This window comes from Nocardiopsis sinuspersici, assembly GCF_001998325.1.
GTDB classification, from domain to species: domain Bacteria; phylum Actinomycetota; class Actinomycetes; order Streptosporangiales; family Streptosporangiaceae; genus Nocardiopsis; species Nocardiopsis sinuspersici.
This window is the reverse complement of the sequence record NZ_MCOK01000001.1, coordinates 3,014,545-3,039,770: the sequence shown is the minus strand read 5'-3', so window position 1 is coordinate 3,039,770 and position 25,226 is coordinate 3,014,545. Positions and strand designations below refer to the sequence as shown.

Here is a 25,226-nt window from a genome sequence, read left to right as displayed (position 1 = left end):
TCCGCGGCGGCGGGGCACCGCCCCTCGACTTCCAGGAGGTCCGCGGTGAGCCTGTGGCGTATCAGGACGGCGGTCGAGGACCGCCCCGGCAGCCTCGCCCGTGTCGTCGACGCCCTGGCGGGCCACGGCGGGAACATCGTCGGCCTGTCCCTGCACACCGACGTGTCCGGTGTGGTCGACGAGTTCGTCGTGGACCTGCCCGGCGACCACGGGCCCGCCCTGCGCACGGTCGCCGAACACAGTCCCACCGGTACGGTGGCGGCCGTTCCCGCCCACAGGCGCGAGGTCGGAGACGACGTCATCCGTGCGCTGCTGCTCACCGAGCGGCTGCGGTCCCACCCCAACCGGCTGCCCGAGGCCCTGGCGGAACTGCTGCTGGCCGACGAGGCGCGCTGGACCAACCTGACACGCGCGCGAGGTGACGGAGGACAGGGCCCGGGGACCACCATGCTGGTGCCCGTGGGCCCGCTGCGGGGCGTCCTGGTGCGCCGGGCCTCGCATCCCTTCACCTGGACCGAGTCCAGCCGGGCCGACGCGCTGGTGCGATCGGTGATGCCCTCGACCGGACCGGTGCCCGCGAACCGGACCGTGCGCACCGCCGAGGGTGTGGAGCTGTCCCTGCGCCAGGTGCGGGAGACCGACGCGCCCGCGCTGAGTGACCTGCACCGGCGCTGCTCGGCCGAGACCGTGCACAACCGCTACTTCGCCGGCGTGAACGAGCTGAGCCCGCACCTACTGCGCGTGTTCTGTGATTCCGAGCGCGGCCTCACCCTGATGGTGCGTCCGCCGGGCGAGGAAGAACCGATCGCCCTCGGGCACCTGATGTACACCATCGATCCCGGTGTGGGTGAGATCGCCCTTCTGGTGGAGGACTCCTGGCAGCGACGCGGGGTGGGTACCGCCCTGGCCCGCGCGCTGACGGTCACCGCCGCCGACTGGGGGCTGGCCGAGGTGCGCGCGGAGACCATGCCGACCAACTCGGGGATGATGCGGATCATGCGCGGCCTCGGGGCCTCGGCGCGCCCGCAGGGGACGGCGAGCCGGTACGTGCAGACCCGGCTGCCCGTTGCGGGAGCGCTGCGGGACGTGCCGGGAGGCCGGATGCGGCGCGGCGGTCGGCTCGCGCGGCTGATGGGCCAGGACTGACGGGGCCCGCCAGTCAGGAGGACCGGGCATGAGAACGGGGGCCCGCGACCACCGTGGGTGGCGCCGGCCCCCGATCGCGGTCGGCGCGATGAGGTCTGCTCCTGGGGTACGGGAGTCCGTCCCCAGAAAAAGTTCCTAGTCGGACTCGCTGTCCGCGGACCCGCCGGCGCTCTGGGCGCCCTCGGAGGACGCAGACTTCTTGGTGACGCGACGCTTCTTGACCGGACGCGAGTAGTCGACGAGGGGCTCCAGGCGGGCCTCGTACTCCTTGAAGCAGTCGGCGCACGCGTCGACCTCGCGGATGGAGCCCTCCCAGGCGAACTGGATGACCTCAGTCGCCTCGACCTTCTCCTCACGGACGGCGTGGGGGTCGCAGTACTTGAGCGTGAAGACCTCGGTGACCACGGCGGGGATTTCCCTTCGGTATCGCGTGAACAGACGGACCCCCTGATCATACACCTGTACGAAAGCGTAAACCGGCTGCGTGCCGGATGTTCCGTCACGGGTTCGGGGTCGCCCCGAAGCCTAGCGAAGTTTCGGAAAGCCCGTGCGCCCCGTCCGATCCGTGCGCCCGGATGACCAGGGCGTCCACGTGCGGACGCGGCGCCGGTGGCTTCGGACACCCCGAGGCCCGTCCGGTGTCGCGCGAAGGGCCGCCGGGCCGCCGGCGGCGCGGACACGGAAGGCGGAATCGGCGCGGAACACGGTTCGTGAATTATGGCGCCGAGTGCTTGCTTTCTTCTCCTTCGTCCTTTTCTCGGTCCCGGGTGTGCCCTTTTCACGAGCCGATTCATCTGTTCGGTGAACACGGGGAGGGAGGCATCGCTAGGGTATTGCCCTATCCGGGAGGAACCGCCGGGTTCGGTCGCCTCGCCCGTGCGGACCCGTGGCGGGGACCGCCCGGAACGCACGGGAGGACGGGCGCCGTGGGGAGCGGCGCCCGACGAGGATCAGGGGGATTTCCGTGGTCGAGTATCTGGAGGGCACGTACAGAGGACGTGTCGGTGACCAGGGGGAGGTCACAGGGTCGGGGGGGAACTGGTCCGTGTCGGCCCGAAGACGTACCCGGGCCGACAGGGGAAGGATCTGCGACCGCATGTCGGTCGACCCGCGTTTCGTGAAACTCCGCAGGGGGTTCGCGGTTCGGAGCGGGATACTGGTCTCGGTATTCCTGGCCAGCTACCTTTCCTGTCTGCTGCTCTCGGTTCACGCGCGTGATTTCATGAGCACGCGGATCGCCGATTCGGTGAACGTGGCGCTGGCCGTGGGAATCGGACAGTTCCTGTTGACGTTCGTCCTCGCCTGGGCGTTCGGCCGTTCGGCCGGGCGCTCACTGGACCCGCTCGCCCGTGAGCTCCGCGAGCAGGCCCGCGAGGAGGAGGCCGCCGCCGGGACGGCGGTGCGCCGATGACCGCCACCGGAGAGGCCGCGGGCGGTGCCGTCACGGGGGACGGCACCGCACCGGGCCGGGCCGAGGGCCCGGTCGCCGCCACCGACCTCCTGGACACCCTGGGCAGCACCCCGGGAGGCCAGTTCGGCGTCACGCACGCCTGGACGGTCGGGCTGTGCGCCCTGTTCGTCCTGGTCACCCTGGCCATCGCCGTCCGCGCCCGGCGCACCACCCGGGGCACGGTCGACTTCTACGCGGGCGGCCGCGGGTTCTCCAGCGCACAGAACGGGCTCGCGCTGACCGGCGACTACCTGTCCGCCGCCTCCTTCCTGGGCATCGCCGGGATGATCTCCCTCCAGGGCTACGACGGGTTCCTGTACTCCATCGGCTTCCTGATGGCCTGGCTGCTGGTGCTGCCGATGGCCCAACTGGTGCGCAACACCGGCCGCTTCACCATGGCCGACCTGCCCGCCTTCCGCATGCGGCGGATGCGGGTACGCCTGGCCTGCACCGTCTCCACCGTCACCGTGTGCGTGTTCTACCTGGTCGCGCAGATGGTGGGCGCGGGCGCGCTGGTCGCGGTCCTGCTCGGCCTGCACGGCGGCGGGACCTTCCTGGGGATGAGCGCCGACCACGCCCGCACCGGGGCGATCGTGCTCGTGGGCGTGCTGATGATCGCCTACGTCATGTACGGCGGCATGAAGGCCGCCACCTGGCTGCAGATCATCAAGGCGGTCCTGCTGCTGGCCGTCACAGGGCTGCTGACCGTGCTGGTGCTGGCCCTGTTCTCCTTCGACCCGCGCGCCCTGCTCGGCGAGGCGGCCGGGGCCAGCGGACACGGCCGGGCCTTCCTGGAACCGGGGCTGCGCTTCGGGGCGGAGGTGCCGGGAGATCCCGCCCGAACCCTGTTCAACAAGCTCGACCTGGTCAGCCTCGGGCTGGCCCTGGTCCTGGGCACGGTCGCGCTGCCGCACGTCCTCATCCGCTTCTACACCGTGCCCGACGGCCGTGCGGCGCGCACGTCGGTCAACCGCGCCATCACCATGGTCGGCGCCTTCTACCTGATGACGCTGGCACTGGGCTTCGGCGCCGCGGCCCTGGTCGGGTCCGAACGCATCGCGGCCATGGACCCCTCCGGCAACACCGCCGTGCCGATGCTCGCCGAGGAGCTGGGACGGCTGTTCGCCGGCCCGGTGGGCGCGTCCGTGCTGCTCGCGCTGGTGTCGGCGGTCGCCCTGGCCACCATCCTCGCCGTCGTCGCCAGCCTCACCCTGGCCTCGTCCTCCTCCGTGGCGCACGACCTGTTCGGCCACATCCTCATGTGGGGGCGCCCGCGTGAGTCGCAGGAGGTGGGGGCGGCGCGCCTGTCCGCCTGCGTGATCGGCGGCGTGGCCGTCCTGTTGGCCGTCCAGGTCCGGGACCAGAACGTGGCCTTCCTGGTGGGACTGGCCTTCGCCGTCGCGGCCGCCGCCAACCTGCCGGTCATCGTGCTCACCATGTTCTGGCGGCGCTTCAACACCCGGGGCGTGGAGTGGGGCGTCTACGGCGGGCTGTCCGCCACCCTGCTGCTCATGCTGCTGTCCCCGGTGGTGTCGGGCAGGACCGACCCGGTGACCGGGGAGAGCCTGTCGGTGCTGCCCGCCTGGATCGACATCCAGCTCTTCCCGATGGAGAACCCGGCGCTGCTGGCGGTGCCGGTCGGGTTCGCGTGCGCGGTCGTGGGCAGCCTGCTCTCGCCCGAGCGCGACACCGCCCGGTTCACCGAGCTGCGGGTGCGCTCCCTGACCGGCTGGGGCGCCGACCGGGACTGAGGGCCCGGGCCCGGAGGGGACGGGCCGCCCGGGGAGTCAGCGCCCCGGGCCCGCCTCCGCCATGGCCCGCGCCAGTTCGCGCAGCAGTCCGGGGAGCCGCGGCGCGTTGCGGGCGACCCGGTCCCAGGAGCGCGCGGCCCGGTCGACGCGCTCGCGCGTGGTCGGCTCCCCGGTGCCTCGCCGGGCGCTCCGCCTGTCCTCCCTGCGGAAGGAGGCGGTGAACGCCCAGAAGGCCGCCGCCACCAGCGGTCGGAGCACGCCGCGGCCGCGCACGTCGAGCACGGCCTCCACCGACCACCGGCCGTCGGGCCCGGCGGAGGGGGACAGCCAGGCGTCGACCTCGGCCACGGCATGCGCGGCGTGCAGCCGGGCCGGGGAAGCCTCCCCGCCCTCCGCGACCGCCGTGTACCAGTCACCCGTGCCGAAGCGCAGGGTGCCGCCGGCCGACCGCAGCCAGGCGCCGCGTCCGGGCAGGCGCACCCGGACGGTCCAGGTCAGGAGCCCGGATCGCGTGTCGTGGGTGACGTTTCCCCAGGTCACCGGGGGCTCCTGCGTGCCGGCGGTGTCCGGCATGGCGAAGTCCACGGAGGAGGTGCCCGCCTCGTCCCAGGAGAGGATGGTCAGGCCGGTACCGCTCCAGCCCTTCTCCGCGTCGTCGGCCGGGTCCACGGGCACGCCCTCGGGGGAGAGCTCGGCGACGAGGTAGTGGCTGCGGGGCGCCAGGTGGCGCCCCCTCTGTAGCTGGAGCGCGGTCCTCGGGGCCGCAGTGTCCGTTTCGCCGGCCCCGGCGGCGCCCTCCCGCGGCTCCTCGGCCTCCTCCCCGCGTCCGCCCAGCCCGAGTTCCTCGGCGCGCTGTTCCAGGCGTGCCCAGGTCTCGTCGTCGGGGGTGAGCAGCCATCCCCGGCCGTCGAAGCGGCAGCTCCGGACGACCTCGTACAGGGCGGCGGTGATCCGCGCGAGCACCTCCTCGTCCACGGCGGTGATGTCGAAGGTGTGGCTCAGACGCGGCACGGTGTCTCCGGGGTCGGTTCGGGGAGCGGAGCGGTCGCGACGGGTGCTCCGCGTACGCGTGGACCAGCGTACGCACACACGGCCCCCGCCACCTCGGGGACTCCGCGAACGGGGGCGGCCCGGCCGGCGCCGACGTCGGCCGGGCCGCCCACAGGCCTTGTTCGAACGCTTGTATGGCCTTCGGCGGCTGGGCACAATGGCTTCCATGACCAGATACGTCGCGCTGCTGCGCGGGATCAACGTCGGCGGGCACCGCCGCATCGCCATGGCCGACCTGCGGGCCCTGCTCGGCGGGCTCGGCTACGGCGACGTCGCCACCTACGTGCAGAGCGGGAACGCGGTGTTCACGGCAGGGGAGAGGGACCCCGCCGACGTGGCGGAGGAGATCCGGGCCGCCATCGGCGCCGGACTCGGGCTCGACGTGCCGACCGTCGTGCGCACCGGCGCCCAGCTGCGCGCCGCCGTGGACGCCAACCCCCTCGCCGTCGCCGATCCAGCCGGGTTCCTCGTCCTGTTCTGCTCCGGCGCCGTCGACGCCGAGGGTCTGGCGGGGATCGACCTGGCCCGGTACCCGCGCGAACGCATGGCGGTGGTCGGCCCCCACGTCTACACCCTCCACGAGCAGGGACTCAGGCACGCCAAACTGCCCGCCCTCGTGGCCAGGCACGTCGACGGGACCACCACGGGCCGCAACTGGCGCACCGTGCTGCGCCTGCTGGAGCTGGCCGAGGGCTGAACGCGTCCGCGACTGTCCGAGAGGAGTCCTCGGCGGCGTGCGCCGGACGCCGCCACGACCACGCGAAGGGGTGGTGCCCGTGCCGATGCGGTGGACCGTGATCCTGCGGGACCTGGCGGACACGGCGCGGCCGATCCGGCCCGAGGACTGCCACGGGCTGCTCAACCGCTGGTGGCCGCAGTCCCCGGAGGAGCACACGTCGGCCAAGCGGTGGGCCATGAACGGCTGGCCCTCGCCCCTGGGCGACCGGCTGCACCACTGGACGCTCACCTGGCTGGACGACGCCGACCCGCCCCCGCTGTCGCCGGAGGAGCTGGTCGGCGAACCGCAGCGCGTCGGCGACCACCTGCTGGTGCCGCTCTCGGTGACCCGCACCTTCGACCTCACCTACGCCCGGATGCTCACCGAGCCGCGCGGCGTCTCCCCCGTGCGCTCGGCGGAGGTGCGCAGCCGGACCCCCGTCGTCATGACCACCCGTGACGCCTCCGGTGAGCGCATCCCGCACATCTGGCCCAACCCGCGCCGCCTCTTCGGAGCCGTGCACCGCTCCGGCGGCGGGATCGTCGGAGGCAGCGGGGCCGTGGGCGCCGTGGCCCGGTTCGCGCCGCCCGTGCTCGCCGAGTCCTGGCTCGACGTGGTGTTCGACGGCCTGGCCCAGGTACGCCGCGCACCCCTGCCGGGGGAGGACGTGCGGCTGGCGGAGCACCACCACGCCGAGAGGCGCACCGTGCTCGGCTGGCACGGAGGGCTGCGCCTGGACCTGGCCGGAGGAGAGCGCCGCCACACCGACGCCTTCGCCGCCCTGCTGGAGCTGCTGGAGCTGACAGGCGTCGGCAAGTACACCGCCCAGGGTTTCGGCTCGGTGCGGGTGGACACGGTGACCAGTGGCCGGTCGCCCGCGGAGGTGCCCGCCCAGAGCCGCCGGCGGAGTCCGCGCCGGGTGCCTCGCCGCACCCCTCACCGGGTGGGTGAGACCCGGGGCCGGGCCGTCGCCGAGACGGAGGAGTTCGGAGGCACCCTGTTCGACTGATCCGACCGATCCGCGAATCCACCGGTTCCCGCCCGAGGACGGCGGAAGCGGACCGGTGTCCCGGCGGCCCCGCGTGGTCCGCCACCGCGGGCTCCCATCCGTGGACGGGCTGGGAGCCCGCGCGTGTGCCTCACCGGGAGGGGGCCGGGCCCCGGGCGGTCCGGTCCGCGCCCCGGTCGCGGAGTGTGCGGGCCAGGCCGCGCAGGTGCGGCACGAGGTCCCCGGGGGCGAGGGGCGGCGCGTCGGCGGGGGCGGACGGGTCGCGCCGCCGACGCGTGACCGCTTCGGGTGTGTGCGGGATCATGGGGAACCTCCGTGCCGGGGCGGGTCTGTGCACTGAGCTCTCTCGGACAGCGCACCGGGACGCTCCGTCCGAGAGGGGTCGGTGGGGGCCGGCCCCCGCGCGGTCCCGTGCCACGCCCCCGCACGCCTCGCCCGGAAGGAGCCCGAAACGGTGACCCGTGCTCCCCGGCAGCACCGCCCCACCGGAACAGGACAGGATCCGGAGGGCCCCCCGCCCGGCGGTGTGGTGGTCGGCGTCGACCTGCGCGGGATCCAGGCCTACGTGTACAGCGGCAGGCGCATCCTGGACGCGGTCGGACGCGCCGCCCTGGTCGCGGAGCTGACCGACACCTCCGACGCCGAGCACGGGATCGCCGACCTGGTGCCGCCGGACTGCGCGGTGCTGCGTGACGCGGGAGGAGCGCTCACGGCGGCCTTCCCGGACGCGGCGTCCGCACGCGGGTTCACCGCCCGCTACACCCGCCGTCTACGTGACCGCGCCGGCGACCTGACCCCCGTGGTCGCGCACGTGCCCTACGGCCCCCTCCCTCGGGACCGGGCCTTCGGGGAGCCCTCCGTCGCCGGGGAGCCCGCCGCCTCCGGAACGCTCGACGAGGCGCTGGCCGTGCTGCCCGCGCGGCTGCGCGAGGCGCGGCGGCACATGTCGGCCCTGCACACCCCCGCCCACGGGTACGGGATCACCGCCGTGTGCTCGGTCAGCGGCGGTCCCGCCGAGTCGGTGGACAGCAGCCGCGTCCAGGACGGCCGCGCCGACGTCCACGAACGGGTGGCCGCGGACGTGGCGCGTGCGCGGGGGATCGGCCGCCGCTGGCACCGCGCCCACAGCTCCGCCTGGCTGGCCGGCGCCGTCACCGCCACCGGCGCGCCCTCCCTCACCCTGCCGATGGAGGCCGACCGGCTGGGCCGCGACCACGGCGGTGTCAGCCGTGTCGCGGTCGTGCACGTCGACGTCAACGGCCTCGGCGCGATCCTGGGCGACTACCGCGAACGCGCGGGGGACCCGGACGTGCCCGGCTCCGGCGCGCTGGCCCAGCGGCACCTGTCCACCCTCCTCTCCGGACTCATCGAGGGGCTGGCCCGCGTCCTGGTCCGCGCCGTGGCGGCCACCGTCCACGCCGCGCCCGGACGGCGGCCCGTCATCCCCGGCACCGGTACCGCCGGGCCCGTCACCCTCCACCACGTGCCGCACGGGCCCGTGGACGTGCCGGTACGCCCCGTCGTGGTCGCCGGTGACGACCTCACCGTCCTGTGCGACGCCCGGCTCGCCCTGAGCCTGGCGCGCTACGCGATCGACTGGCTGGACGCCGACCCCGTGCTCGTCGGCGACCCCCGCGATCCCCGCGTGGGCCTGCACCGCGCACTCGCCGAGGTCCACGGGGAGCGCGTCCACAGCGGTCACTCCCACGGTGTTCACTCCGGCGGCGGCCGTACCGTCGTCGGGCCCGGCGGCGCCGAGCACACCACGTTCGTGCCCACGGTCGGGGTGGGGATCGCCGTCCAGCCGGTCGGCGCGCCGCTGTCGCTGGGCTACGACCTGTGCGAGGCGATGTGCCGCCGTGCCAAGGAGCACCGTGTCCGGCTCGCCGGGGACGACCCCGCCGCCCCCGACGAGCACGCCGTGGCCTGGACGACGCGTTTGGACGGGGTCGACCGGGTGCTGCGCCGCCTCGACCGGGCCCGCGGGGAGCCCGCCCCGCGGACCGGCCTGCCGCTGACCGGGACGGGGTTCACCCGCTTCCTGGACCGCTACCTGTCCGCGACCGCTCCGGGCAGCCTGCTCGCCGACGGCGGCACCCGCCACCGGGGCTGGCTGGTCTCCTCGCTGGTCCCCCTGCTGGAGTCGGGCACCGATCCCGGCCCGGAACTCGCCCGACGCGCCCACGTGACGGGAGACCCCGTCGAACTGCCCCTGGACTGGACACCCGGAGCCCTGCTCGACGCGGTCGAGGTCATGGACCTGTACCTCGACCCCGGCCTGGCGGCGGCCCTCCAACCCCACCGGCCCCAACCACAGGGGCGGACGGGGGCCGGTGGCCCACGCGTCCGGGCGGCTCACCCGGGAAGTGCGTTCCGATGAGCCGCCCGGACCGCGTCGTGGTGCACCTGGCCTCGCCCGCGCTCTTCGTCGGCGCCAGCGCGGACGGTACGGGAGCCGACACCGACGTGGTCACCGACGAGCACGGACTGCCCCACCTGCCCCGCCACCGCCTCGCCGCGCGGCTGGGCGCCGGTGCGTCCGACGCGCTGGCGGTGGCGCCCGGACTGGCCGGCGCCCGTGACGAGCTCTTCGGCCGCGGGGGCTCCCACGGGGCGGACCGGATACTGCGGGTGGGCCACGCCGTGCTGGGGGACCGGGTGCGCGCGGCGGTCGCCCGCGCGCTCGCCGGCCGCGCCGAACCGGTGCGCTCCACCCTGCGCCGTGCGGTCACCGACGCCTACACCACCCTGGAGTCGGGGATCGAGGCCGGTCCGGACGGGGCTCCCGAACCGGGCCGCCTGCGCACCCACCGGGTGCTCCTGCCCGGGCTGACCCTGACCGCCGCGCTGACCTGGGCCTCCCCGCCGCGTGAGGAGCACTGGCGGCTGCTGGCCCGCGCCTGCCTGGCCACCACCCGGATCGGGCTGCGGGGCACGCGCGGCCGGGGCCGGGTGGACGTGCGCCTGGCCGGCTCCGGCGACACCGACCCGCACGCCGTGACCCTGCGCCTGGCCGTACCCGCGGGCGGGCGCGGGGACCGTGGGGGCGCACCCGTATGAGCCCTCCTCCCGTGCCGGGCCCGCCGGCCCCCCGGCCACGGGGATGCGGAGCCACCGCGAGAACATGAATACTTCTCATGTCCAGTACCCGCACCGTGCCCCCGGGCGAGGCCGCGACGGCGGCGCGCACACCGCGGTGCGGTCCCCGGCCACCGGAACGCGGAAGGGGGACGAACCCGTGGACGTCCTCGCGGTGAACGGGTACCTGCCGCTGCGCCTCGTCCTCACCGACACCCTGGCGGTGCGCACCTCCTTCGACCCGCTGCGTGTGGACTCCGAACACACCATCGGCGGACGCGCCCAGCGCGGCATGCTCGCCGCCGCCCTGCGGCGCGCGGGCCGCGAACGCGAACTCCACGACTGGGTGGCCCGGGGCGCACAGGTCCGCTTCGCCCCCGCCCACCCACGGCTGGAACCGGGTGCGGACCCCGGCCTCCCCGGAGCCGCCCCGCGGGCCGCCGTCGCCTACCCCGCCCCCGCCTACCTCTACACCCCGGGCAAGGACGGCGACACCGCGGTCGACGCCTTCGGCGACACCGACCCCGCCACCCCCTACCGCGCGGTCCGCGACCCCCTCACCCCTGACCGCTCCCTGCGCGCCGCCGTGCGCACCACCGCCGAGCAGTACCTCGGCCGACCCCGCACGGGCGAGGCCGCCCGGAGCGTCCCCTTCTTCACCACCAGCGTCGACCCCGGCCAGGTCTTCGAGGCCCGCTGGCAACTGCGCGCCCCCGACCCCGACGCCCTGGAGCGGCTCGCCGAAGGCATCGCGGCCCTCCTCGCCGAGGCCGACGGCACCCTCACCCTCGGCTCCGGGGGCACCCGCGCCCACGGCGGCGTCCACGTGGCCCCCGTCGACCCCGACCGGCTCCTGGCGCCGGACCGGGTCGACCCCGTCCACGCGCGCTCCTGGGAGGCCGGGACACCCGTCGACCTGCTCCTGCTCTCCCCGGCGCTGCTGGTCGGCGCCGACGGCCAGGCCCGCCCCCAGGCCCTGGTGCCCGCCGTGCTCGACCTCCTCGCCCGGCGCCTGCCCGGCGTCCGCGCGCACGTCCTGGCCAGCCACGTGGAGGCCGGGCTCGTCGGCGCCTACCACCGCGGCTACCAGGGCCCCATGGCCCAGCGCTGGGCCGCCCGCCCGGGTGCGGTGGTCCGGCTGCGCCTGGACCGCGACCTGACCACCGACCAGGCCCGCGACCTGGAGGCGCACCCCCTGGGAGAGCGCGTCGTGGACGGCCACGGCCAGTTCACCCTGCTGTCCCCGCCCCCTCCCGGACCCGAACCCCTCGCCCCCGTGGCCGTCCCCCTCGCGGGTCGCGTCCCGGGCACCGTCCCCCTCGCCGACGGCCGGGCCGTCCCCGTCGGGGAACCCCCGCTCCCCGAGCGGGACGGCCCGTTGCGCTCCCTCTACGACGAACTCCTGTGGAACGCCGCCGTCGAGCCCGTCCGCGACCACGCCCGCGCCCTGGCCCGGGCCTCGGCGCACCGGCTGGACCCGCTCACCCCCCACCTGCTGGGCCGCCTGCGCGAGGCCACCGTCCACCCCCACCCCACCCCCGAGAGCGCCCTGGCCGCCCTCGAACGCACCGTCACCGCGCCTTCGACCGGACGCACGGCCACTGACTCCGCCGACGCCCACAAGGCCCCGTACGACCGCGCCGTACGCGCTCTGGCCCGCGCACGCCTCGTCCGCCCCGGCGGACGGGAACCCGTCACCGTCCAGTCCTGGCTGGAGGGACTGTCCGCCCGCACGGCCGCCGCCTGGTGGTCCGACAACCGGCCCGACCCCGTGTACAGCCCCGCCTACGCCCGGGCGATCGCGGCCGTGGACCTCTCCCTGCCCGACGGCCTTCCGCCCGACGACCACCCCAGCGCCCTCTCCGCCCGGGCCCGCGAATGGGAGGGGCGCGCCGCACCCCGCCTCGCACTGACCCTGGTCTCCTCGTGGCTGGCCGAGGCCGCCCGCGCCCTGCGCGCCGAACAGGACGGGGGACGGCCCGGCGGGGGAGGCGCCGGGTGAGCGGGGCGCCCGACGGTCCGGGGGTGCTCTGGGAGATCGCCCTCCGGCTGTGCCTGCTCTCCGACACCCATGTCGGCGCCGCACGGGCCGTTCCCCGCCACACCGTGGGAGGCGACGCGGACCTGCCCGTGGACCGCGACCCGGGCACCGGTGCGCCCCGCCTGCGCGCCACCACCCTGGCCGGGCTGCTGCGCCACGAACTCGCCTCGCGAACCGGTGACCCCGACAGCGTCCGCGCGCTCATGGGCGCCGCGCGGGCGCACACCCCCACAAACCCGGACGCGTCCGCCACGAGCGCCCTGGACGTGGACGACGCCCTCGCCGAACTCCCCGAGGGAACCGCGGTCGCGGTCCGGACCGGTACGCGGGTGGACCCGGCCTCCGGCACCGTCCAGCCGGGACGCGTCTGGCGGTGGGAGATCCTGCCGGCGGGCACCGTCCTCACCGCGCACATGCGCCTGCGCGTGTGCGCGCCGGCCGACGAGGCCCGCCTGCTCACCCTGCTGCTCCTGGCCACCGACGGCCTGGCCGGCCCCGGGGCCTCCGGGCCGGGGGCCGGTGTCGGCGGCCGCACCGGCCGTGGTTACGGCACCGTGCGCGCCACCCACTGGGCGGCGCGCCGCCACGACCTCGCCGACGAGCACGACTGGTTCGCCTACCACGCCCGCTCCTGGGCCCGGCGCTGGTCGGAGGGCGCCGACGCGCTCGCCGGCGCCCCCGCCGACCTGGCCGACGCCCTGACCGCCGAGCTGCGCGCCTCCGGCCGCACGGCGGCCGCCGCACACCTGGCCGCCCGAGCCGACCAGCCCGACCGCCGCCACCGCGACGAGCTCCACCTGACCCTGGCCGTCGCCGAGCGGTCCGACCCCACCGGCCCTCCGGGACACGGCCTCCGCCCCGGGCTGCTCATGGTCGGCGACCCTCCCGACCACGAGCGGACCGGCGAGGCGGACCGGGCGCACCGGCACCGCCCCGCCGTGACGGATCCGTACCAGCCCGCCGTCCACCTCGCCCCGGTCCTCGGCGACACCGCGCTGTTCGCCCTGCTCAAGCGGATCGGCGGCCGCCTGGTCCGGGACGCCGCCGAACACCTGGGATCCCCGACCGGCCGCTGGCGGGACTGGCACGGGCGCTGGTGGGGCGCCGACACCGACCGCCACGGCCGTCCGCGCCCCTCCCGGATCCGGCTGCGCACCGTCCCCGTCCTCACCGGCGGCGCGCCCCTGACCACCACCCGCCTGACGGTGGACTCCCTGTTCGGCGACGCCGTCGACGGCCGCCTGTTCACCACGGACCTGCACTGCGGCGGCAGCGCCGAGGCGGTCGTGGACGTGCGCGGACCCGACGACGCGGTGCGCGGCCTGCTCACCCTCCTGGTGCGCGAGTTGGCCACGGTACCCTTCGACACCCTCGGCGCGGGCGCGGGCAGCGGGAACGGACGCCTGACCGCGACCCGGGCCCTTCTGGTCACCCGTCCAGGCGACGGCGGCCCGCCGCACACGGTGGACCTGCTCGCCGCCGTGTTCGATCCCGACAGCGCGGAGGCCGCCACCGCACGCGGCTGGTCGGCCGCCCTGCGTACCGCGCTCGCTCCCGACGACGCCGAGGAGGCACCCCGGTGAACCACGACCCCCCGGGCCCGCGGGGCCTGACCGTCCACCGCCTGACCGACGGCCAGGTCGAGTCGGTCCTCACCGACGTCTTCACCCGGGGCAGGCGGTGCCGTCTGCTCGACACGGGCACCGGAGACGTCCCCGGCTCGCCCGGCCGTCCCCAGTGGCTGCTCGCCGAACTCGGCGACGGCCGCGTCACCGGCGCCTGCCCGGGTGCGCGGTGGCGCCGCTCGGACCAGCCGCCCACCGGCGAAGCCCCTCCGCCGGGCCCCGCCGGCGACCGCTGGCGGATCCTGGAGGTCCTGGTGTTCGGCCCGCACGCACAGGTCCGTGTCGGCGAGGGCGCCGGGGCCGGATGGATCAGTGCCGACGCGCCCGGACCGCTCCCGGAGTGGCTGCGCCCGCGCGACCGGTCCTTCCTCCTCCAGGGCTGGAACGGCCCCGAGTACAGCCGGACCCTGGACGGCGAGGTGCCCCTCGCGGTGACCCGGGAGCCCTCCGGGACCCGGGCCGTCCTCCCGGTGGAGTGGGCCGACTTCTCCGGCCGCCCGCGCCCCGGCCCCGACGGCGTGACCGCCCTGGAGAGCTCGGGCACCTGGCTGACCGTGCGCGAGTACTGGGCCGAGGACCCCGGTACCGGGGCGGTCGGGGTGGCCTTCCACCGGCTCACCGGTATGCGTACGGGGACGAAACCGACCGGGCCGGAGTTCGACGTGGGCACCGGCGACGAGATCAGCGGAAGGGGACTCCGGTGGTGAACCCGCGCGAGGCCGCCGCGCGGCCCGGCGGGGCACCCGTGCCCGCGCACCGGGAGGGCCGCTTCCACGCCACCGCGCCCTACGGGCTGGTCCGGCTCGCCGACACTCCCATGCCCGCCTCCGACCTGCACGGCGAGCACTCGGCCGACGAGCTCCTGCGCGGCCACGACCGCACGGTGCCGGGCACCCGTTCGGGGTGGATCGACCTGACCCTGACCACGCTCACCCCCACCTTCGTCGGCCAGACCCCCGAACGCGGCCGGGCGAGCGCGTCCCTGCGCTTTCCCCACGGCGACCGCCGCCTGCCCGCCCTCCCCGGCTCCACCCTGCGCGGTCTGGTCCGCAACACCGTGCGCATGCTCACCGGCGGCGAGACCGGACCGGTCAACACCCCCATGCTGTTCTTCCGCGCGCCCGTGCGCATCGACCCCGACAGCACCGACAGCGCCCTGTCCACCCGGGCGCGCCAGGTCATGGCCCAGCAGCACTCCCACTACCGGAGGCGCCGCGCCGGGCTGCGCACCAGGCAGGGCTTCCTGTTCCACTCGCGGGCCGACGGGCACTGGTACGTGGTCGAGGTCCCCGCCACCGCCCTGTCCGACGAGCCCGGCCAGGCCCTCAAGGTGCCCTTCGCGGTCCTGCGCGAGAGCCTGCGCACGTGGGACTTCGGGGTCGAGGACTTCCCCGACCCGCCCCGGAACAACACCTACGTCCCCACCACCCACGAACAGCACGGACGCCTGCAGTACCGGTGGGTGCACGCGGTCCACCTGCCCGGGGAGCGGCGCGTGGCCGCCGTCGCGCCCACCGCGGAGGAGGCGCGCGCCCACCTGGACGCCCGCGCCGCCTCTGCCCGCGGCCTCGGCCGGGGCGGCGTGGTGCACGCCCTGCTCGTCCTGACCGGGGTCGCCGCCGGTGAGCGCCGCAACGCCTACCTCTTCCCCCGGCCCCCCGACCTGGGCGGGGGCCTGCGCGTCCCCGACGCCATGGTGGAGCTGTTCGAGTCGGCCGAGCAGGTCACCGGCTACCAGCGCGCCGCCTTCCCCGACACCCTCGGCACGGGCCCGGGCGACCCCGTGCGGGAGCCGGTCGCCGGGGCCGGCGGCGGCGGCCTGCCCCGGCGCGGCCTCGAACCGGTCTGGTTCGACCTCGACCCCTCCGGGGCGGTGGTCTCCTTCGGCCGCTCCGGCGGCTACCGCATCGCCGTCGGCGACGACAACCCGATCCGTCGCGCCCTGCCCGCGCCCGTCCTGGGCCCCCAGCACGGGGACCCCGACCGGGCCGCGCTGGCGGGCCGCACCGTGGACGTGTGCCGCGCCCTGTTCGGCGACACCGACACCTTCCCGGGCGAGGCGGGCGCCTCCAAGGGGCGGGTGTCGTTCGGCAGCGCGCTGAGCACCGACCCCGGCCCCGACTACCCCGACGGCGCGGTCCTGCGCGTCCAACTGCTCTCGCCCCAGCGGGGCTGCTTCGCCAACTACCTGGTGCAGGGCCCCGACGCGGCCTCGGGGGAGCGGCCCGACATCATCACGTGGTCGCACGAGGGCCGGGTGCGCCTGGGCGGGTACAAGGCGTACCTGCACCGGCACCGCGCCGAACTGGGCAGCCCGGTCCGCTACGACGAGCGCGCCCGGGAGGAACTGGGCCTGGCGGTGCTGCCGCCCGGTGCGCGGGCCGAACCGCCCCGCGACACCCAGCGCGACATCGTCCCCCTCCGCGACGGCCTCACCTTCCGCTCACGCGTCACCTTCACCAACCTGACCGACGGTGAACTCGGCGTGCTGCTGCGCGCCCTGCTGCTCGACAACCCGGTGGACGGGGGAGACCCCGCCGACCCCGAGTACGCCCACAAGGTCGGTATGGGCAAGTCGCTGGGCATGGGCAGCGTGCACCTGAGGCCGGAGCTGTACCTGGTGGACCGGCGTGCCCGCGCCCTGGACCCGGGTCCGGACGCCGGGGTCGTACGCGCCGACGGCCACCGGGTCCAGGGGTTCCTGGACGCGTTCGGCGCCGCGCTGGTGGGCAGGCGGCTGCCGGGTGGGTCCGACCCCCGGCGGTGGCGGCGGGTGGAGCAGGCGGTGGACGTGTGCCTGGCCGGCCGGTGGCGCGGCCGCCTGCCCTGGGAGGAGACCGCGGTGATGTCGCTGCGCGAGTTCGCCGAGTACCCGGTGCTGCCCCCGCTGACCCGGCGGTTCCACGACGCCGGGTGGTCCGGACGGGCGTGAGGGGACCCCCGGGCACGGCTCGGGGCCCGCGGGCGCGGCCGGGGCCTCGGAGGCGGCGGGGAACCCCGGACACGACCGGGCCGACGGGTGGTCCGCCCGGTCGGGGAAGCCGCCGCGCCCCCGGTCAGCCGTCGATGGTCTCGGCCAGCGCCTCCAGCAGGTCCGCACGCGTGTCGGGGTCGTCCTGGGCGCGGGACCACAGGGCGGGAACGGATCCCCCCTCCAGCAGTGCGCACAGCAGGGTGTCCAGCGCGCCCTGCGGGTCGGCCTCGAAGTCCGCACGCGACCCCTGGGCCCGCGCCGTCAGTTCCAGGGCGGCCCGCTCCAGCCACGCGCGCTCCCGCGCGCCCAGCACCTCGCGCCGCCCGGAGTCCTCCTCCACCGGTTCGGGGGCGTCGGGAACGGGGGAGTAGGGGGCGCTGCGGGCCCGGCCGCGCGCCTGCTGGACGAGCCGGAAGTGGTCGGGCATGCTCACCGCCATCCGCCCCAGGACACCGGTGAGCCTGCGGGCGACGTCCTCGCCGCTCATGCCGGGCAGCAGCCCGCGCAGCAGCAGACGGCGCCGCTGGTCGAAGGTGCGGCCCGGGTCGGCGTCGCGCCCCGAGGCCAGTTCCGCCAGCTTGCGCAGCAGGTAGTCGCCGGTGGCGGTGGAGACCATGGGCGGTTCCCTGACGGCGGCCACGGCGCGTCCGCGCAGGTCGGCGACGGGTACGGCGCTGCCGTCCTCGGTGAAGGAGACCGTCTCGCCCGGGTGGATGTCCTCGGGCAGGTCGGCCGCGGGATTGCCCCAGCCCGCGGTGAGCACCAGCATGGCCAGCGCCTCCTGGTCGACCAGGTCCGTGGCGACCCGGGCCACGTCGCGGCGCTGCGCCCAGCGGCGCGGGCGCTCGGAGAAGGCGCAGCGCACCCGTCCGCCGGCGGCGGCCTGGGGGTAGACGCGGCGCAGGTTCTTGTAGGAGCGGTCACGGCGCACGTCGTCCAGGGCGTCGCGCAGCCGGTGGGCGGCGGTGCGGTCGACGCCGGTGTCGCCGGGTGCGGCACGGCGCATGCGCACGGCGACGACGCCGTCGGGATCGCCTCCGTGGACCGGGCACGGGCAGTACTCGGCGCACAGGTCGACGTAGTCGCAGAACTGCTCGGAATGGCCCGAGCAGCCCTGCGCGGTTCCGTCCGCGGAACAGGGCCCGCACCCCAGCACGCGTGTGAAGGCGCGCAGGAAGGAGGCGGAACCGAACAGCTCCCAGGCGGAGCAGTGGTGCGTGCTCACGAACTCTTCTCCCCGGTGGTCCGGGGCCGGGTCGCTTCCCCAGCCCTCCGGGAAAGCGCGTACGAAAGAGACGTGAGACCTCAGGTGGCACCCCCGCGTCAACGGGAGGCCGCGTCCCAAAATAGGTCTGCTGCGGTGGGAATGTCAATGATTGGACTCTCGTACCGAGTTACATAAATGCCCAGAGATGCTAAGGAAATGGACATTGGTAACAACGGCCTCAGTTTTTCTCGGATTCTCGGCGCGGCACGGTGTTCCGACGGGGGCGGCTGTGTCCGAGAGACTGCGGTGAGGATCCGGAACGGGGCACGTCACGGACGGGCGGGGGCGTCCGTCCGGCCGTTCGGAGCGAGAGGAACGGAGGTCGCCGGATGCGGGTGGTCAACCTGACGCCGCATGTGGTGACGGTCGTGGACGAGAGGTCGCGCGTCATCCGGCGCTGGCCGGGAGCCTCCCGCCCCGCCCGGGTGGAGGCCGTGCGCGTTCCCGTGGGGCTGGAGGTGGCCGGGGTGCCGCTGATGGCGGAGAAGCGCACCAGGGCCGACCTCCCCGAGCCGCAGGAGGGGGTGTGGTTCATCGTCTCCTCCGTGGTCGTCTGCGCCCATCCCGAGCGCCGGGACCTGCTCGTGCCCTCCGACCTCGTGCGCGACGGCAGCGGAGTGGTCACCGCCTGCCGCTCCTTCGTGGTCGGCGGCGCCCCGGTACGGGTCGGCGGCCGGCCCCCGGAGGACACGCCGGTGCCTGGAGGGGAGAAGGTGAACGCCTGAGACGGGTGTGAAAGGAGGTGCGGTCACCAGGATCCGGAACCGCCGGGAACAGGGCGTTTCCATGGAAGAACGCCGCGCGGGCACAGTAGCGTGGTCGCCGACCACATCCCCTTTCCGGGAGGGACGCCGTGGACGGTCCCCGTGCCGCCGTCGTGCTCGTCGGGCGCAACCCCACCCCCGCGCTGCTGTCCTCCCTCACCCTCCCCGCCGACCACCTGGTCCTGGTGGCCAGCGACGGGACCCGCCCCCTCGCCCGACGGGTCGCCGCCGCCGTGGAGCGGCTGGCCTCGCCCGAGTCCGTGCGGGTGGTGAGCGTGGGCCCCGACCCCCACGACTTCGGGCCGGTCACCGACACCATGGCCGCCCTGCACCGTGCGGGCGGCGGCGAACCCTGGTTCCTGGACTACACCGGCGGCACCAAGGTGATGAGCGTGGCCGCGGCCCTGCTGCACGAGCGGGTCCTGCCCCCCGAGCGCCACCCCCACGCCCGCCGCTGGCGCCACTACCTCGACGCCGCCCGCGACACCCTGCGCACCGCGGACGGCTCCCACCCCGGGCGTCCCGTGGTCGGCGACGGCGTCGACCTGCGCGTCCTCGCCGGGATCCACGGGGCCCACTGGCTGTGGGACCGCGACCCCGAACCCGTCCGCCTCTTCGTGCAGGGAGGACGGCAGGCCCTCCAGGCGCGCTTTCCCGACCTGTCCCCGGCCGTGCGGCGCGGCGTCGTCGCCGAGGGCCGCGTCCTGTCCCACCTGCTGCGCCACACGCGCCGCCACCCCGAAACCGAGGTCGTCGGAGCCCGCCAGGTCGTCGACCCCCGGCACCCCGACGGCTCCATCGCCGACTTCGACGCCATCGTGCGCTACCGGCACCGGGTGCTGTGCGTGGAGGCCAAGACCCGCCCCGACGACGTCGTGGCCCGCGCCGGGTGGACCGTGGCCAAGGCCCGCAGGGTCTTCGGCGCCGCCGCCCAGGTGCTGTTCGTCCACACCGGCCCCGCCGTTCCCGGGCTGCGCGAGCGCGTCACCGCCTACAACCCCGCCCTGAGCGCCCGCAGCGTGCACGTGTGGAGCCTGGACGACCTGCTGTCGCGGCTGACCTCCTTCGAGGAGATCCGCAGGGCCTTCTTCCCCGGACCGGGCGCTCCGGCCCCGGGGGCCTACACCGGGTCCGACACCGGTCCCGACACCGCTCCCGCACCGTCGGAGCCCCCCGCGCCCGCGCCGCCCGAACACCACCCCGGCCCCGCGGACGGACCCGTCCTGGTCACCTCCCTGGGCGGCAGCCGCCTGGGCACCCTCACCGCCGTCCACGCCCACCGGCCCGCAGGCACGCTGGTCCTGCCCTCACGGCAGAGCGTGCGCGACGGGATGCGCGAGGCCGCCGCCCGCACCCTGCACGCCGCCGAGCACCCCGGCGCGCCGCCCGCCGACGCCGCCCGCCTGAGGGAGGGCGGGTACCGCGACCGGGTCCGCTTCACCCCCGACCCCGTGGACGGCTTCGACGCCGACGCGGTCGCCGCCGTCGCCCGGGACTGGATCACCCGGGAACAGGACACCGACCCACCGCCCCCGGTCATAGCCGACATCACCACCGGGACCAAGGCGATGAGCCTGGGCCTGGCCCTGGCCGCCCGCCGCTCGGGCGCCTGCGCCACCTACCAGCTGGCACGCAGGCGCACCGTGGTCTGCCTGACCCACGGCGCTCTGCCCCTGCGGGGCCGCGCCCGCGTGGACTGGCCGCTGGTCCTGCCCGGGTACACGCCGCTGGCCGGCGACCGGCCGGGGGAGGGCGCCGGGGCCTCGGCCGTGTCCCTGGCCGGGCGGGTGTGCCGCGAGGCCCGCTCCCAGGTGGACACGGGCCTGCTCGACGCCGCCCGCGCCGCCCTGGTACGGGCGGCCAGCGGGCCGGTAGATGTGTGGATGGACGCCTCCCTCACCGACCTCGAGGAGTGCCTGACCGCCCAGGAGCGCCCCAGCCTGGTGCTCACCTTCGACGACCGCGCGGTGGGCCTGACCGCGCCGGGACGGTACCGGCGCCGCACCCCCGGCGGCCGGGCGCACGAGGTCGGCCGGGGCGCGTGGGCGCAGAGCGTGTTCGCCGCCACCGTGCACCTCGGCACGCGCTGCGACGTGGCCGGAACGGTGGTCGCCCTGGCCCGGCCCGGAGGCGACGTCAGCCGCGCGGTCGAGCTGGTGGACTGGATCGCCCACGCCGACCCGGAGCGGGAGCCGGGGCGGATCTCCTTCGGCGAGCCCCTGCGCCCCCTGGTGGCGGTGGCCTCCCCCGACGCGCTGCCCCCGCTGCTGGACACCGACGTCAGCAGGCTCTAGCGCGGCCCTCACCGGATGATCTTGCTCCCAGCGGCACTCTCGACCGTCGACAGTGCCGCTGGGAGCAAGATCACCGCCGTTGGGGAGCCGCCGCCTCGACAAGACCGACTTTTTGCCTGCTCAGCCGCTCGCACCACGGTCCTCGCGGCTCTTTTCCGGTGAGGATGGAAAGGGCAGGCGAAGCGTCGTGGGAACGGAGCCGGAGGTGCGACACGGGGTGCGAGCCCTCGGGCTCGGCGGGCTCATCGCGGTGGTGCTGGCCACGGGATGCCCTCCCGAGGACGCCCCCTTCCACGGGCAGGAGGTCTCCTGGCGGCCCTGCCACGACGGGGAGGAGGACGCGGCCGGCGGGGGAGCCGACACGGAGTGGCTGGAGAGCCTGGAGTGCGGCACGGTCACCGTTCCCCTGGACCACGGCGAGCCCCGCGGAAGGACCCTCGACATCGCGTTGGTCCGCGCGCCCGCCGACGGGCCGAAGGAGGAGCACCTGGGATCCCTGGTCGTCAATCCGGGCGGTCCCGGCGTCTCGGGCGTGCGGGCGCTGGAGTCCCCCCTGTTCGGTGACGGGATCCGCGCCGCCTTCGACCTGGTCTCCTTCGACCCGCGCGGCGTCGGGAAGAGCGGGGGCTTCGCCTGCGGGGACCGGTACGCCCTGGTCGACGCCCGCCAGAGCGTGGCCGGCACCGACCCCGGCGACCTGGGCGCCGCCGAGCTCCGGCCCCTGGCGGACGCGGCCCGCGGGTACGCCCGCGCGTGCGAGGAGAGGGTGGGGGAGGAGTTCCTGGCCCGCGTCGGCACCGTCAACGTCGCCCGCGACCTCGACGTCATCCGCGACGCCCTGGGCGAGGAGCGGCTGAACTTCGTCGGCTACTCCTACGGCGCGTGGATCGGCGCCCTGTACGCCCACATGTACCCGGAGAACATCCGGGCGCTGGTCCTGGACGGCGCCGTGGCGACCCGGATGTCCAACGCCGAGGCGGCCGTCGACCAGGTCGCCGCGTTCCAGCACACCTGGGAGATGTTCCTGGCCGACTGCGTCGCCGAGGTCGACGCGTGCCCGTTCACCGGCGCGGACCGCGGCTCCGGGGGGCCGGGGGCCGCCAGCGAGGCCGACGCCCGGATGGCCGGACTCCTGGAGCGGCTCGACCGGGACCCGGCCCGGGTCGAGGGGATCCCGGTGGACGGCCGGACGCTGCTCACCATGGTCGGCATGGCGCTGTACCAGGAGGGCGCCTGGGACCACCTCGCCGGCGTGCTCACCGCCCTCGCCGAGGGTGACGACCGCGGGGTCGAGCGCCACCTCGGGCGGCTGTACGACGACACCTTCGGCCAGTACGCGAAGGCGGAGTCCGGCGAGAGCGAGCCCGGGACGGGGCACCAGGACGCGGGCGCCGCGTACACGGCCGTGAGGTGCGCCGACCGCGCCGACCCGGAGGACGTGACGGCCTACCGCGACGCCGCCGACGAGGCCGCCGACATCTCCCCGCTGTTCGGCCCGGGCCCGGTGTGGGACCAGTTGCCGTGCGCCTACTGGCCCGGGACCGAGAAGGCGCCCACCGCCCTCACCGCTCCCGAGGCGCCCCCGATCGTGGTCGTCGGCACCGTCGGCGACCCCGCCACCCCCTACCACTGGGTCCGGGAGGCGGCCGAGCGGCTGGAGACCGCCACCCTGGTCACCTACGAGGGCGCGGGGCACACCGTCTACGGATGGGGGCGCAGCCCGTGCGTGGACGGCGCGGTGGACGCCTACCTGCTCACCGGCGAGGTGCCCCGGCCGGGGCTCACCTGCCCTCCGGCCGTCACCTGAACCCGTGCGGCCGGCCCGTGACACCGGGTGGAGGAAAGCCGGAGGCCCCGCGCCCTCCTCTCCGGCTGTCCGGGGTGTCCGTGAGCGAAGCCCTCGGGGCACGGGGGACGACGACCGTGGCCGACCGCCGCGGCCGTGCGTGAACCGGGGAGGTCCGGCGGGTATCCGGTCGGTGTCGGGAAGTCGGAGGCGCCGGAGCCCTCCCAGGGCGTGTACGCGGTACCGCACGGCCGGTCGCCGCCAGGCCCGAGGGCGTCCCCGCGCGACCGGGGAGGTCCCTCCCGGCCCCTTCCGGCACCTCGCGGTCCCTCCCGGCACCTTCCGACCCTCCACGGCCCTCTCCGGACCGCGGCCGTGCGCGTACACTCCAGTCATGGCAGATACGCGCGCGGTGGAGCAGGGTCCGTTCCGGACCGCCCACATCCCGGGCTCGACCACCGCGGGCCCCCCGGCCGTCAGCCGGTCGACCTCCGTCCTCCCGGAGGCACCCCGCACCGGCCTCACGGCCCTGCACGGCCACGGTTAGCGACCTCTCCGCGTGTTCCGGCCGCCCCCCGCGGGCGCCGTCTCCGTGGCCCCGCGACCCGCGGCCCGTCACTCCCCGCGCACGACGCGCGCCTCTCCGCCTTCGGCCGGGCCCCCGCGCGGAGCCCGGACCGGGCCCTCCCATCCAGTCCCGCACCACCCTCCCCGCCAGCCGGCTCCGCCGGCTGCGCCCACGGGTGCGGCCGTGCCCACGAGGCCGGCCGCGCCACTCTCGAAGGGACCCCTCGTGAAGTTGAGCGAGCTGCTGCACGGCCACGACCACCAGGTACTGCACGGAGACCAGGACATCCCGATCACCTCGGGGCCGTGCCTGGACGCCGACCGTGTGACCCCCGGTTCGCTCTACGTCGCCCTGCCAGGACACCCCGAGGGCGGCCCCGAGGCCGTCGGGGAGGCGGTCGCCCGCGGGGCCGTCGCCGTCCTCGTCGAGGGACCGGACCCGTCCGGCCGGCCGGCGGACCCCGGTGTGTGCGTGGTCCGGGTGCCGGACGCGCGGGTCACGACGGCACTCGTCTCGTCGCGCTACCACGGTGAGCCGGGGCGCGCCATGGACGTGGTCGCCGTCACCGGCACCAACGGCAAGACGTCGGTGTCGTCCATATACGAGTCGCTGCTGAGGATCTCCGAGGGCGCCCGGGTGGGGGTCATCGGGACCTCCGGCGCCCGGACCGGCGGCGACCCGATCCTCATGCCGAGGTCGGTGCTGAGCACGCCGGAGGCGCCGGACCTCCAGTACCTGCTGGCGTGCATGCGCGACCGGGGCAGCGCCAGCGTCGTGCTGGAGGCGACGTCGATGGGGCTGCTGAACCACAGGGTGGAGGGCTCCTTCGTCGACGTCGGGGTCTTCACCAACCTGACCCAGGACCACCTGGACGACCACGGCACGATGGAGCGCTACCAGGAGGCGAAGATGCTCCTGTTCCAGGGCATGTGCCGGCGCGCCGTGGTCAACGCCGACGACCCCGTGGGCGCCACGATCCCGGCCATGATGCCCGGCGCCGTGACCACCTACGCCATCGAGGCGGACGCGGACTACCGGGCGACCGACCTGGTCGTGGACGCCTCGGGGACCCGGTTCGTCCTGCACCACGGCGAGCGCAAGTACCCGGCGGCGATCCCCATCCCCGGCCGCTTCTCGGTGTCCAACGCGCTGGCCGCGGTGGCGGCCTGCCACCTCCTGGGGCACGACCTGGAGGGCCTGGTGGACGCCCTCGACCGGATGCCGCAGATCCCGGGGAGGTTCGAGCACTTCGCAACCCCGGACGGGGTCTCCGTCATCGTGGACTACGCCCACTCGCCCGACTCGCTGGACAAGGTCCTGTACACGATCCGCGGGTTCGCCCCGCACCGGGTGCTCACCGTCTTCGGCTGCGGCGGCGACCGGGACACCACCAAGCGCGTCCGGATGGGCGAGATCGCGGGCACCTACTCCGACCTGTGCGTGCTCACCTCGGACAACCCCCGCTACGAGGACCCGGAGGCGATCATGGACCAGGTCGTCCCGGGCATCGAGGCGACCGGCACGCCCTTCGAGCGGGTCGGCGACCGACACGGGGCCATCGCCCTCGCACTGTCCTCGGCCCGTCCCGGGGACGTCGTCCTGGTCGCGGGCAAGGGCAGCGAGTCGTACCAGAGCGTCGGCGACGACCTCCTCCCCTTCGACGACATGACGGCCGTACGCGAGATCTCCCGCGCCTGACGCCGTG

The 25,226-nt window shown here is 75.6% G+C and carries 20 protein-coding genes; 16 read left to right on the top strand and 4 right to left on the bottom strand.

What is annotated here, in order from left to right; genetic code table 11:
- The first annotated feature begins 45 nt into the window (after positions 1–45).
- Positions 46–1,146 (top strand): GNAT family N-acetyltransferase, encoded by a 1,101-nt coding sequence (locus NOSIN_RS13030; protein ID WP_077691000.1) that lies wholly within the window; start codon positions 46–48, stop codon positions 1,144–1,146.
- 135 nt (positions 1,147–1,281) lie between these two features.
- Here NOSIN_RS13030 and NOSIN_RS13025 read toward each other — a convergent pair whose 3' ends face one another.
- The gene (locus tag NOSIN_RS13025; protein WP_077690999.1) at positions 1,282–1,551 is read right to left on the bottom strand and encodes a hypothetical protein; all 270 of its coding nucleotides are present in this window, start codon (positions 1,549–1,551) and stop codon (positions 1,282–1,284) included.
- 691 nt (positions 1,552–2,242) lie between these two features.
- Between NOSIN_RS13025 and NOSIN_RS13020 the strand changes: the two genes are divergently transcribed.
- Positions 2,243–2,557 carry a DUF485 domain-containing protein gene (locus NOSIN_RS13020; RefSeq protein ID WP_227015323.1) on the top strand — a complete coding sequence of 105 codons (315 nt, stop codon included), beginning with the start codon at positions 2,243–2,245 and terminating at the stop codon, positions 2,555–2,557.
- Positions 2,554–4,347, top strand: a complete 1,794-nt coding sequence (locus NOSIN_RS13015) for a solute symporter family protein (protein ID WP_227015322.1) — start codon at positions 2,554–2,556, stop codon at positions 4,345–4,347. The genes NOSIN_RS13020 and NOSIN_RS13015 overlap by 4 nt, the downstream gene beginning before the upstream one ends.
- 36 nt (positions 4,348–4,383) lie before the next feature.
- Here NOSIN_RS13015 and NOSIN_RS13010 read toward each other — a convergent pair whose 3' ends face one another.
- Positions 4,384–5,358: a hypothetical protein gene (locus tag NOSIN_RS13010; protein WP_077690998.1), complete on the bottom strand. Its 975-nt coding sequence runs from the start codon at positions 5,356–5,358 to the stop codon at positions 4,384–4,386.
- Positions 5,359–5,554: 196 nt separating this feature from the next.
- On the opposite strand from NOSIN_RS13010, the gene NOSIN_RS13005 reads away from it, so the two are divergent.
- The gene (locus NOSIN_RS13005) at positions 5,555–6,094 is read left to right on the top strand and encodes a DUF1697 domain-containing protein (protein ID WP_077690997.1); all 540 of its coding nucleotides are present in this window, start codon (positions 5,555–5,557) and stop codon (positions 6,092–6,094) included.
- A gap of 85 nt (positions 6,095–6,179) precedes the next feature.
- A complete protein-coding gene (gene cas6 / locus NOSIN_RS13000; RefSeq protein WP_218908911.1) occupies positions 6,180–7,124 on the top strand; it encodes a CRISPR system precrRNA processing endoribonuclease RAMP protein Cas6 in 945 nt (314 codons plus the stop codon).
- 130 nt (positions 7,125–7,254) lie between these two features.
- Here cas6 and NOSIN_RS27220 read toward each other — a convergent pair whose 3' ends face one another.
- Entirely contained in the window at positions 7,255–7,428 is a 174-nt protein-coding gene (locus tag NOSIN_RS27220; RefSeq protein WP_170293721.1) for a hypothetical protein, read from the bottom strand.
- 150 nt (positions 7,429–7,578) lie between these two features.
- On the opposite strand from NOSIN_RS27220, the gene NOSIN_RS12995 reads away from it, so the two are divergent.
- The 6 genes from NOSIN_RS12995 to NOSIN_RS12970 all read left to right on the top strand — a co-directional run bounded on the left by NOSIN_RS12995 (position 7,579) and on the right by NOSIN_RS12970 (position 16,800).
- Positions 7,579–9,504, top strand: a complete 1,926-nt coding sequence (locus NOSIN_RS12995; protein WP_077690995.1) for a hypothetical protein — start codon at positions 7,579–7,581, stop codon at positions 9,502–9,504.
- A complete protein-coding gene (locus tag NOSIN_RS12990) occupies positions 9,501–10,184 on the top strand; it encodes a hypothetical protein (RefSeq protein WP_077690994.1) in 684 nt (227 codons plus the stop codon). Before NOSIN_RS12995 ends, NOSIN_RS12990 begins: the two co-directional genes overlap by 4 nt.
- A 178-nt stretch (positions 10,185–10,362) precedes the next feature.
- Positions 10,363–12,204, top strand: coding sequence for a hypothetical protein (locus NOSIN_RS12985; protein ID WP_077690993.1), 1,842 nt, complete (start codon positions 10,363–10,365; stop codon positions 12,202–12,204).
- Complete coding sequence (locus NOSIN_RS12980; protein ID WP_077690992.1) at positions 12,201–13,826, top strand: RAMP superfamily CRISPR-associated protein; 1,626 nt, start codon at positions 12,201–12,203, stop codon at positions 13,824–13,826. The genes NOSIN_RS12985 and NOSIN_RS12980 overlap by 4 nt, the downstream gene beginning before the upstream one ends.
- Positions 13,823–14,575: a hypothetical protein gene (locus NOSIN_RS12975; protein ID WP_077690991.1), complete on the top strand. Its 753-nt coding sequence runs from the start codon at positions 13,823–13,825 to the stop codon at positions 14,573–14,575. The genes NOSIN_RS12980 and NOSIN_RS12975 overlap by 4 nt, the downstream gene beginning before the upstream one ends.
- The gene (locus NOSIN_RS12970) at positions 14,569–16,800 is read left to right on the top strand and encodes a TIGR03986 family type III CRISPR-associated RAMP protein (protein ID WP_077690990.1); all 2,232 of its coding nucleotides are present in this window, start codon (positions 14,569–14,571) and stop codon (positions 16,798–16,800) included. The genes NOSIN_RS12975 and NOSIN_RS12970 overlap by 7 nt, the downstream gene beginning before the upstream one ends.
- A 124-nt stretch (positions 16,801–16,924) precedes the next feature.
- On the opposite strand, the gene NOSIN_RS12965 is transcribed toward NOSIN_RS12970, so the two are convergent.
- Positions 16,925–18,067 carry a hypothetical protein gene (locus tag NOSIN_RS12965; RefSeq protein ID WP_077690989.1) on the bottom strand — a complete coding sequence of 381 codons (1,143 nt, stop codon included), beginning with the start codon at positions 18,065–18,067 and terminating at the stop codon, positions 16,925–16,927.
- 371 nt (positions 18,068–18,438) lie between these two features.
- Here NOSIN_RS12965 and NOSIN_RS12960 point away from each other — a divergent pair, with 371 nt between their 5' ends.
- The 5 genes from NOSIN_RS12960 (at position 18,439) to NOSIN_RS12945 (ending at position 25,219) form a co-directional block, all read left to right on the top strand.
- The gene (locus tag NOSIN_RS12960) at positions 18,439–18,834 is read left to right on the top strand and encodes a hypothetical protein (protein WP_077690988.1); all 396 of its coding nucleotides are present in this window, start codon (positions 18,439–18,441) and stop codon (positions 18,832–18,834) included.
- 128 nt (positions 18,835–18,962) lie between these two features.
- Positions 18,963–21,167, top strand: coding sequence for a CRISPR-associated protein (locus NOSIN_RS12955; protein WP_077690987.1), 2,205 nt, complete (start codon positions 18,963–18,965; stop codon positions 21,165–21,167).
- Positions 21,168–21,411: 244 nt separating this feature from the next.
- Entirely contained in the window at positions 21,412–22,974 is a 1,563-nt protein-coding gene (locus tag NOSIN_RS12950) for an alpha/beta hydrolase (protein WP_077693565.1), read from the top strand.
- A 373-nt stretch (positions 22,975–23,347) separates the two neighbouring features.
- The gene (locus NOSIN_RS27215) at positions 23,348–23,500 is read left to right on the top strand and encodes a hypothetical protein (protein WP_170293720.1); all 153 of its coding nucleotides are present in this window, start codon (positions 23,348–23,350) and stop codon (positions 23,498–23,500) included.
- A 246-nt stretch (positions 23,501–23,746) separates the two neighbouring features.
- Positions 23,747–25,219 carry a UDP-N-acetylmuramoyl-L-alanyl-D-glutamate--2,6-diaminopimelate ligase gene (locus tag NOSIN_RS12945; RefSeq protein ID WP_077690986.1) on the top strand — a complete coding sequence of 491 codons (1,473 nt, stop codon included), beginning with the start codon at positions 23,747–23,749 and terminating at the stop codon, positions 25,217–25,219.
- The last annotated feature ends 7 nt before the right edge of the window (positions 25,220–25,226 follow it).

Excerpts from the sequence above, each read along its gene's own strand:
- NOSIN_RS27215 (WP_170293720.1), top strand. The coding sequence starts at position 23,348 with ATGGCAGATACGCGCGCGGTGGAGCAGGGTCCGTTCCGGACCGCCCAC.
- NOSIN_RS27220 (WP_170293721.1), bottom strand. The coding sequence starts at position 7,428 with ATGATCCCGCACACACCCGAAGCGGTCACGCGTCGGCGGCGCGACCCG.
- NOSIN_RS13020 (WP_227015323.1), top strand. The coding sequence starts at position 2,243 with ATGTCGGTCGACCCGCGTTTCGTGAAACTCCGCAGGGGGTTCGCGGTT.
- cas6 (WP_218908911.1), top strand. The coding sequence starts at position 6,180 with ATGCGGTGGACCGTGATCCTGCGGGACCTGGCGGACACGGCGCGGCCG.
- NOSIN_RS13015 (WP_227015322.1), top strand. The coding sequence starts at position 2,554 with ATGACCGCCACCGGAGAGGCCGCGGGCGGTGCCGTCACGGGGGACGGC.
- NOSIN_RS12990 (WP_077690994.1), top strand. The coding sequence starts at position 9,501 with ATGAGCCGCCCGGACCGCGTCGTGGTGCACCTGGCCTCGCCCGCGCTC.
- NOSIN_RS12960 (WP_077690988.1), top strand. The coding sequence starts at position 18,439 with ATGCGGGTGGTCAACCTGACGCCGCATGTGGTGACGGTCGTGGACGAG.
- NOSIN_RS13005 (WP_077690997.1), top strand. The coding sequence starts at position 5,555 with ATGGCTTCCATGACCAGATACGTCGCGCTGCTGCGCGGGATCAACGTC.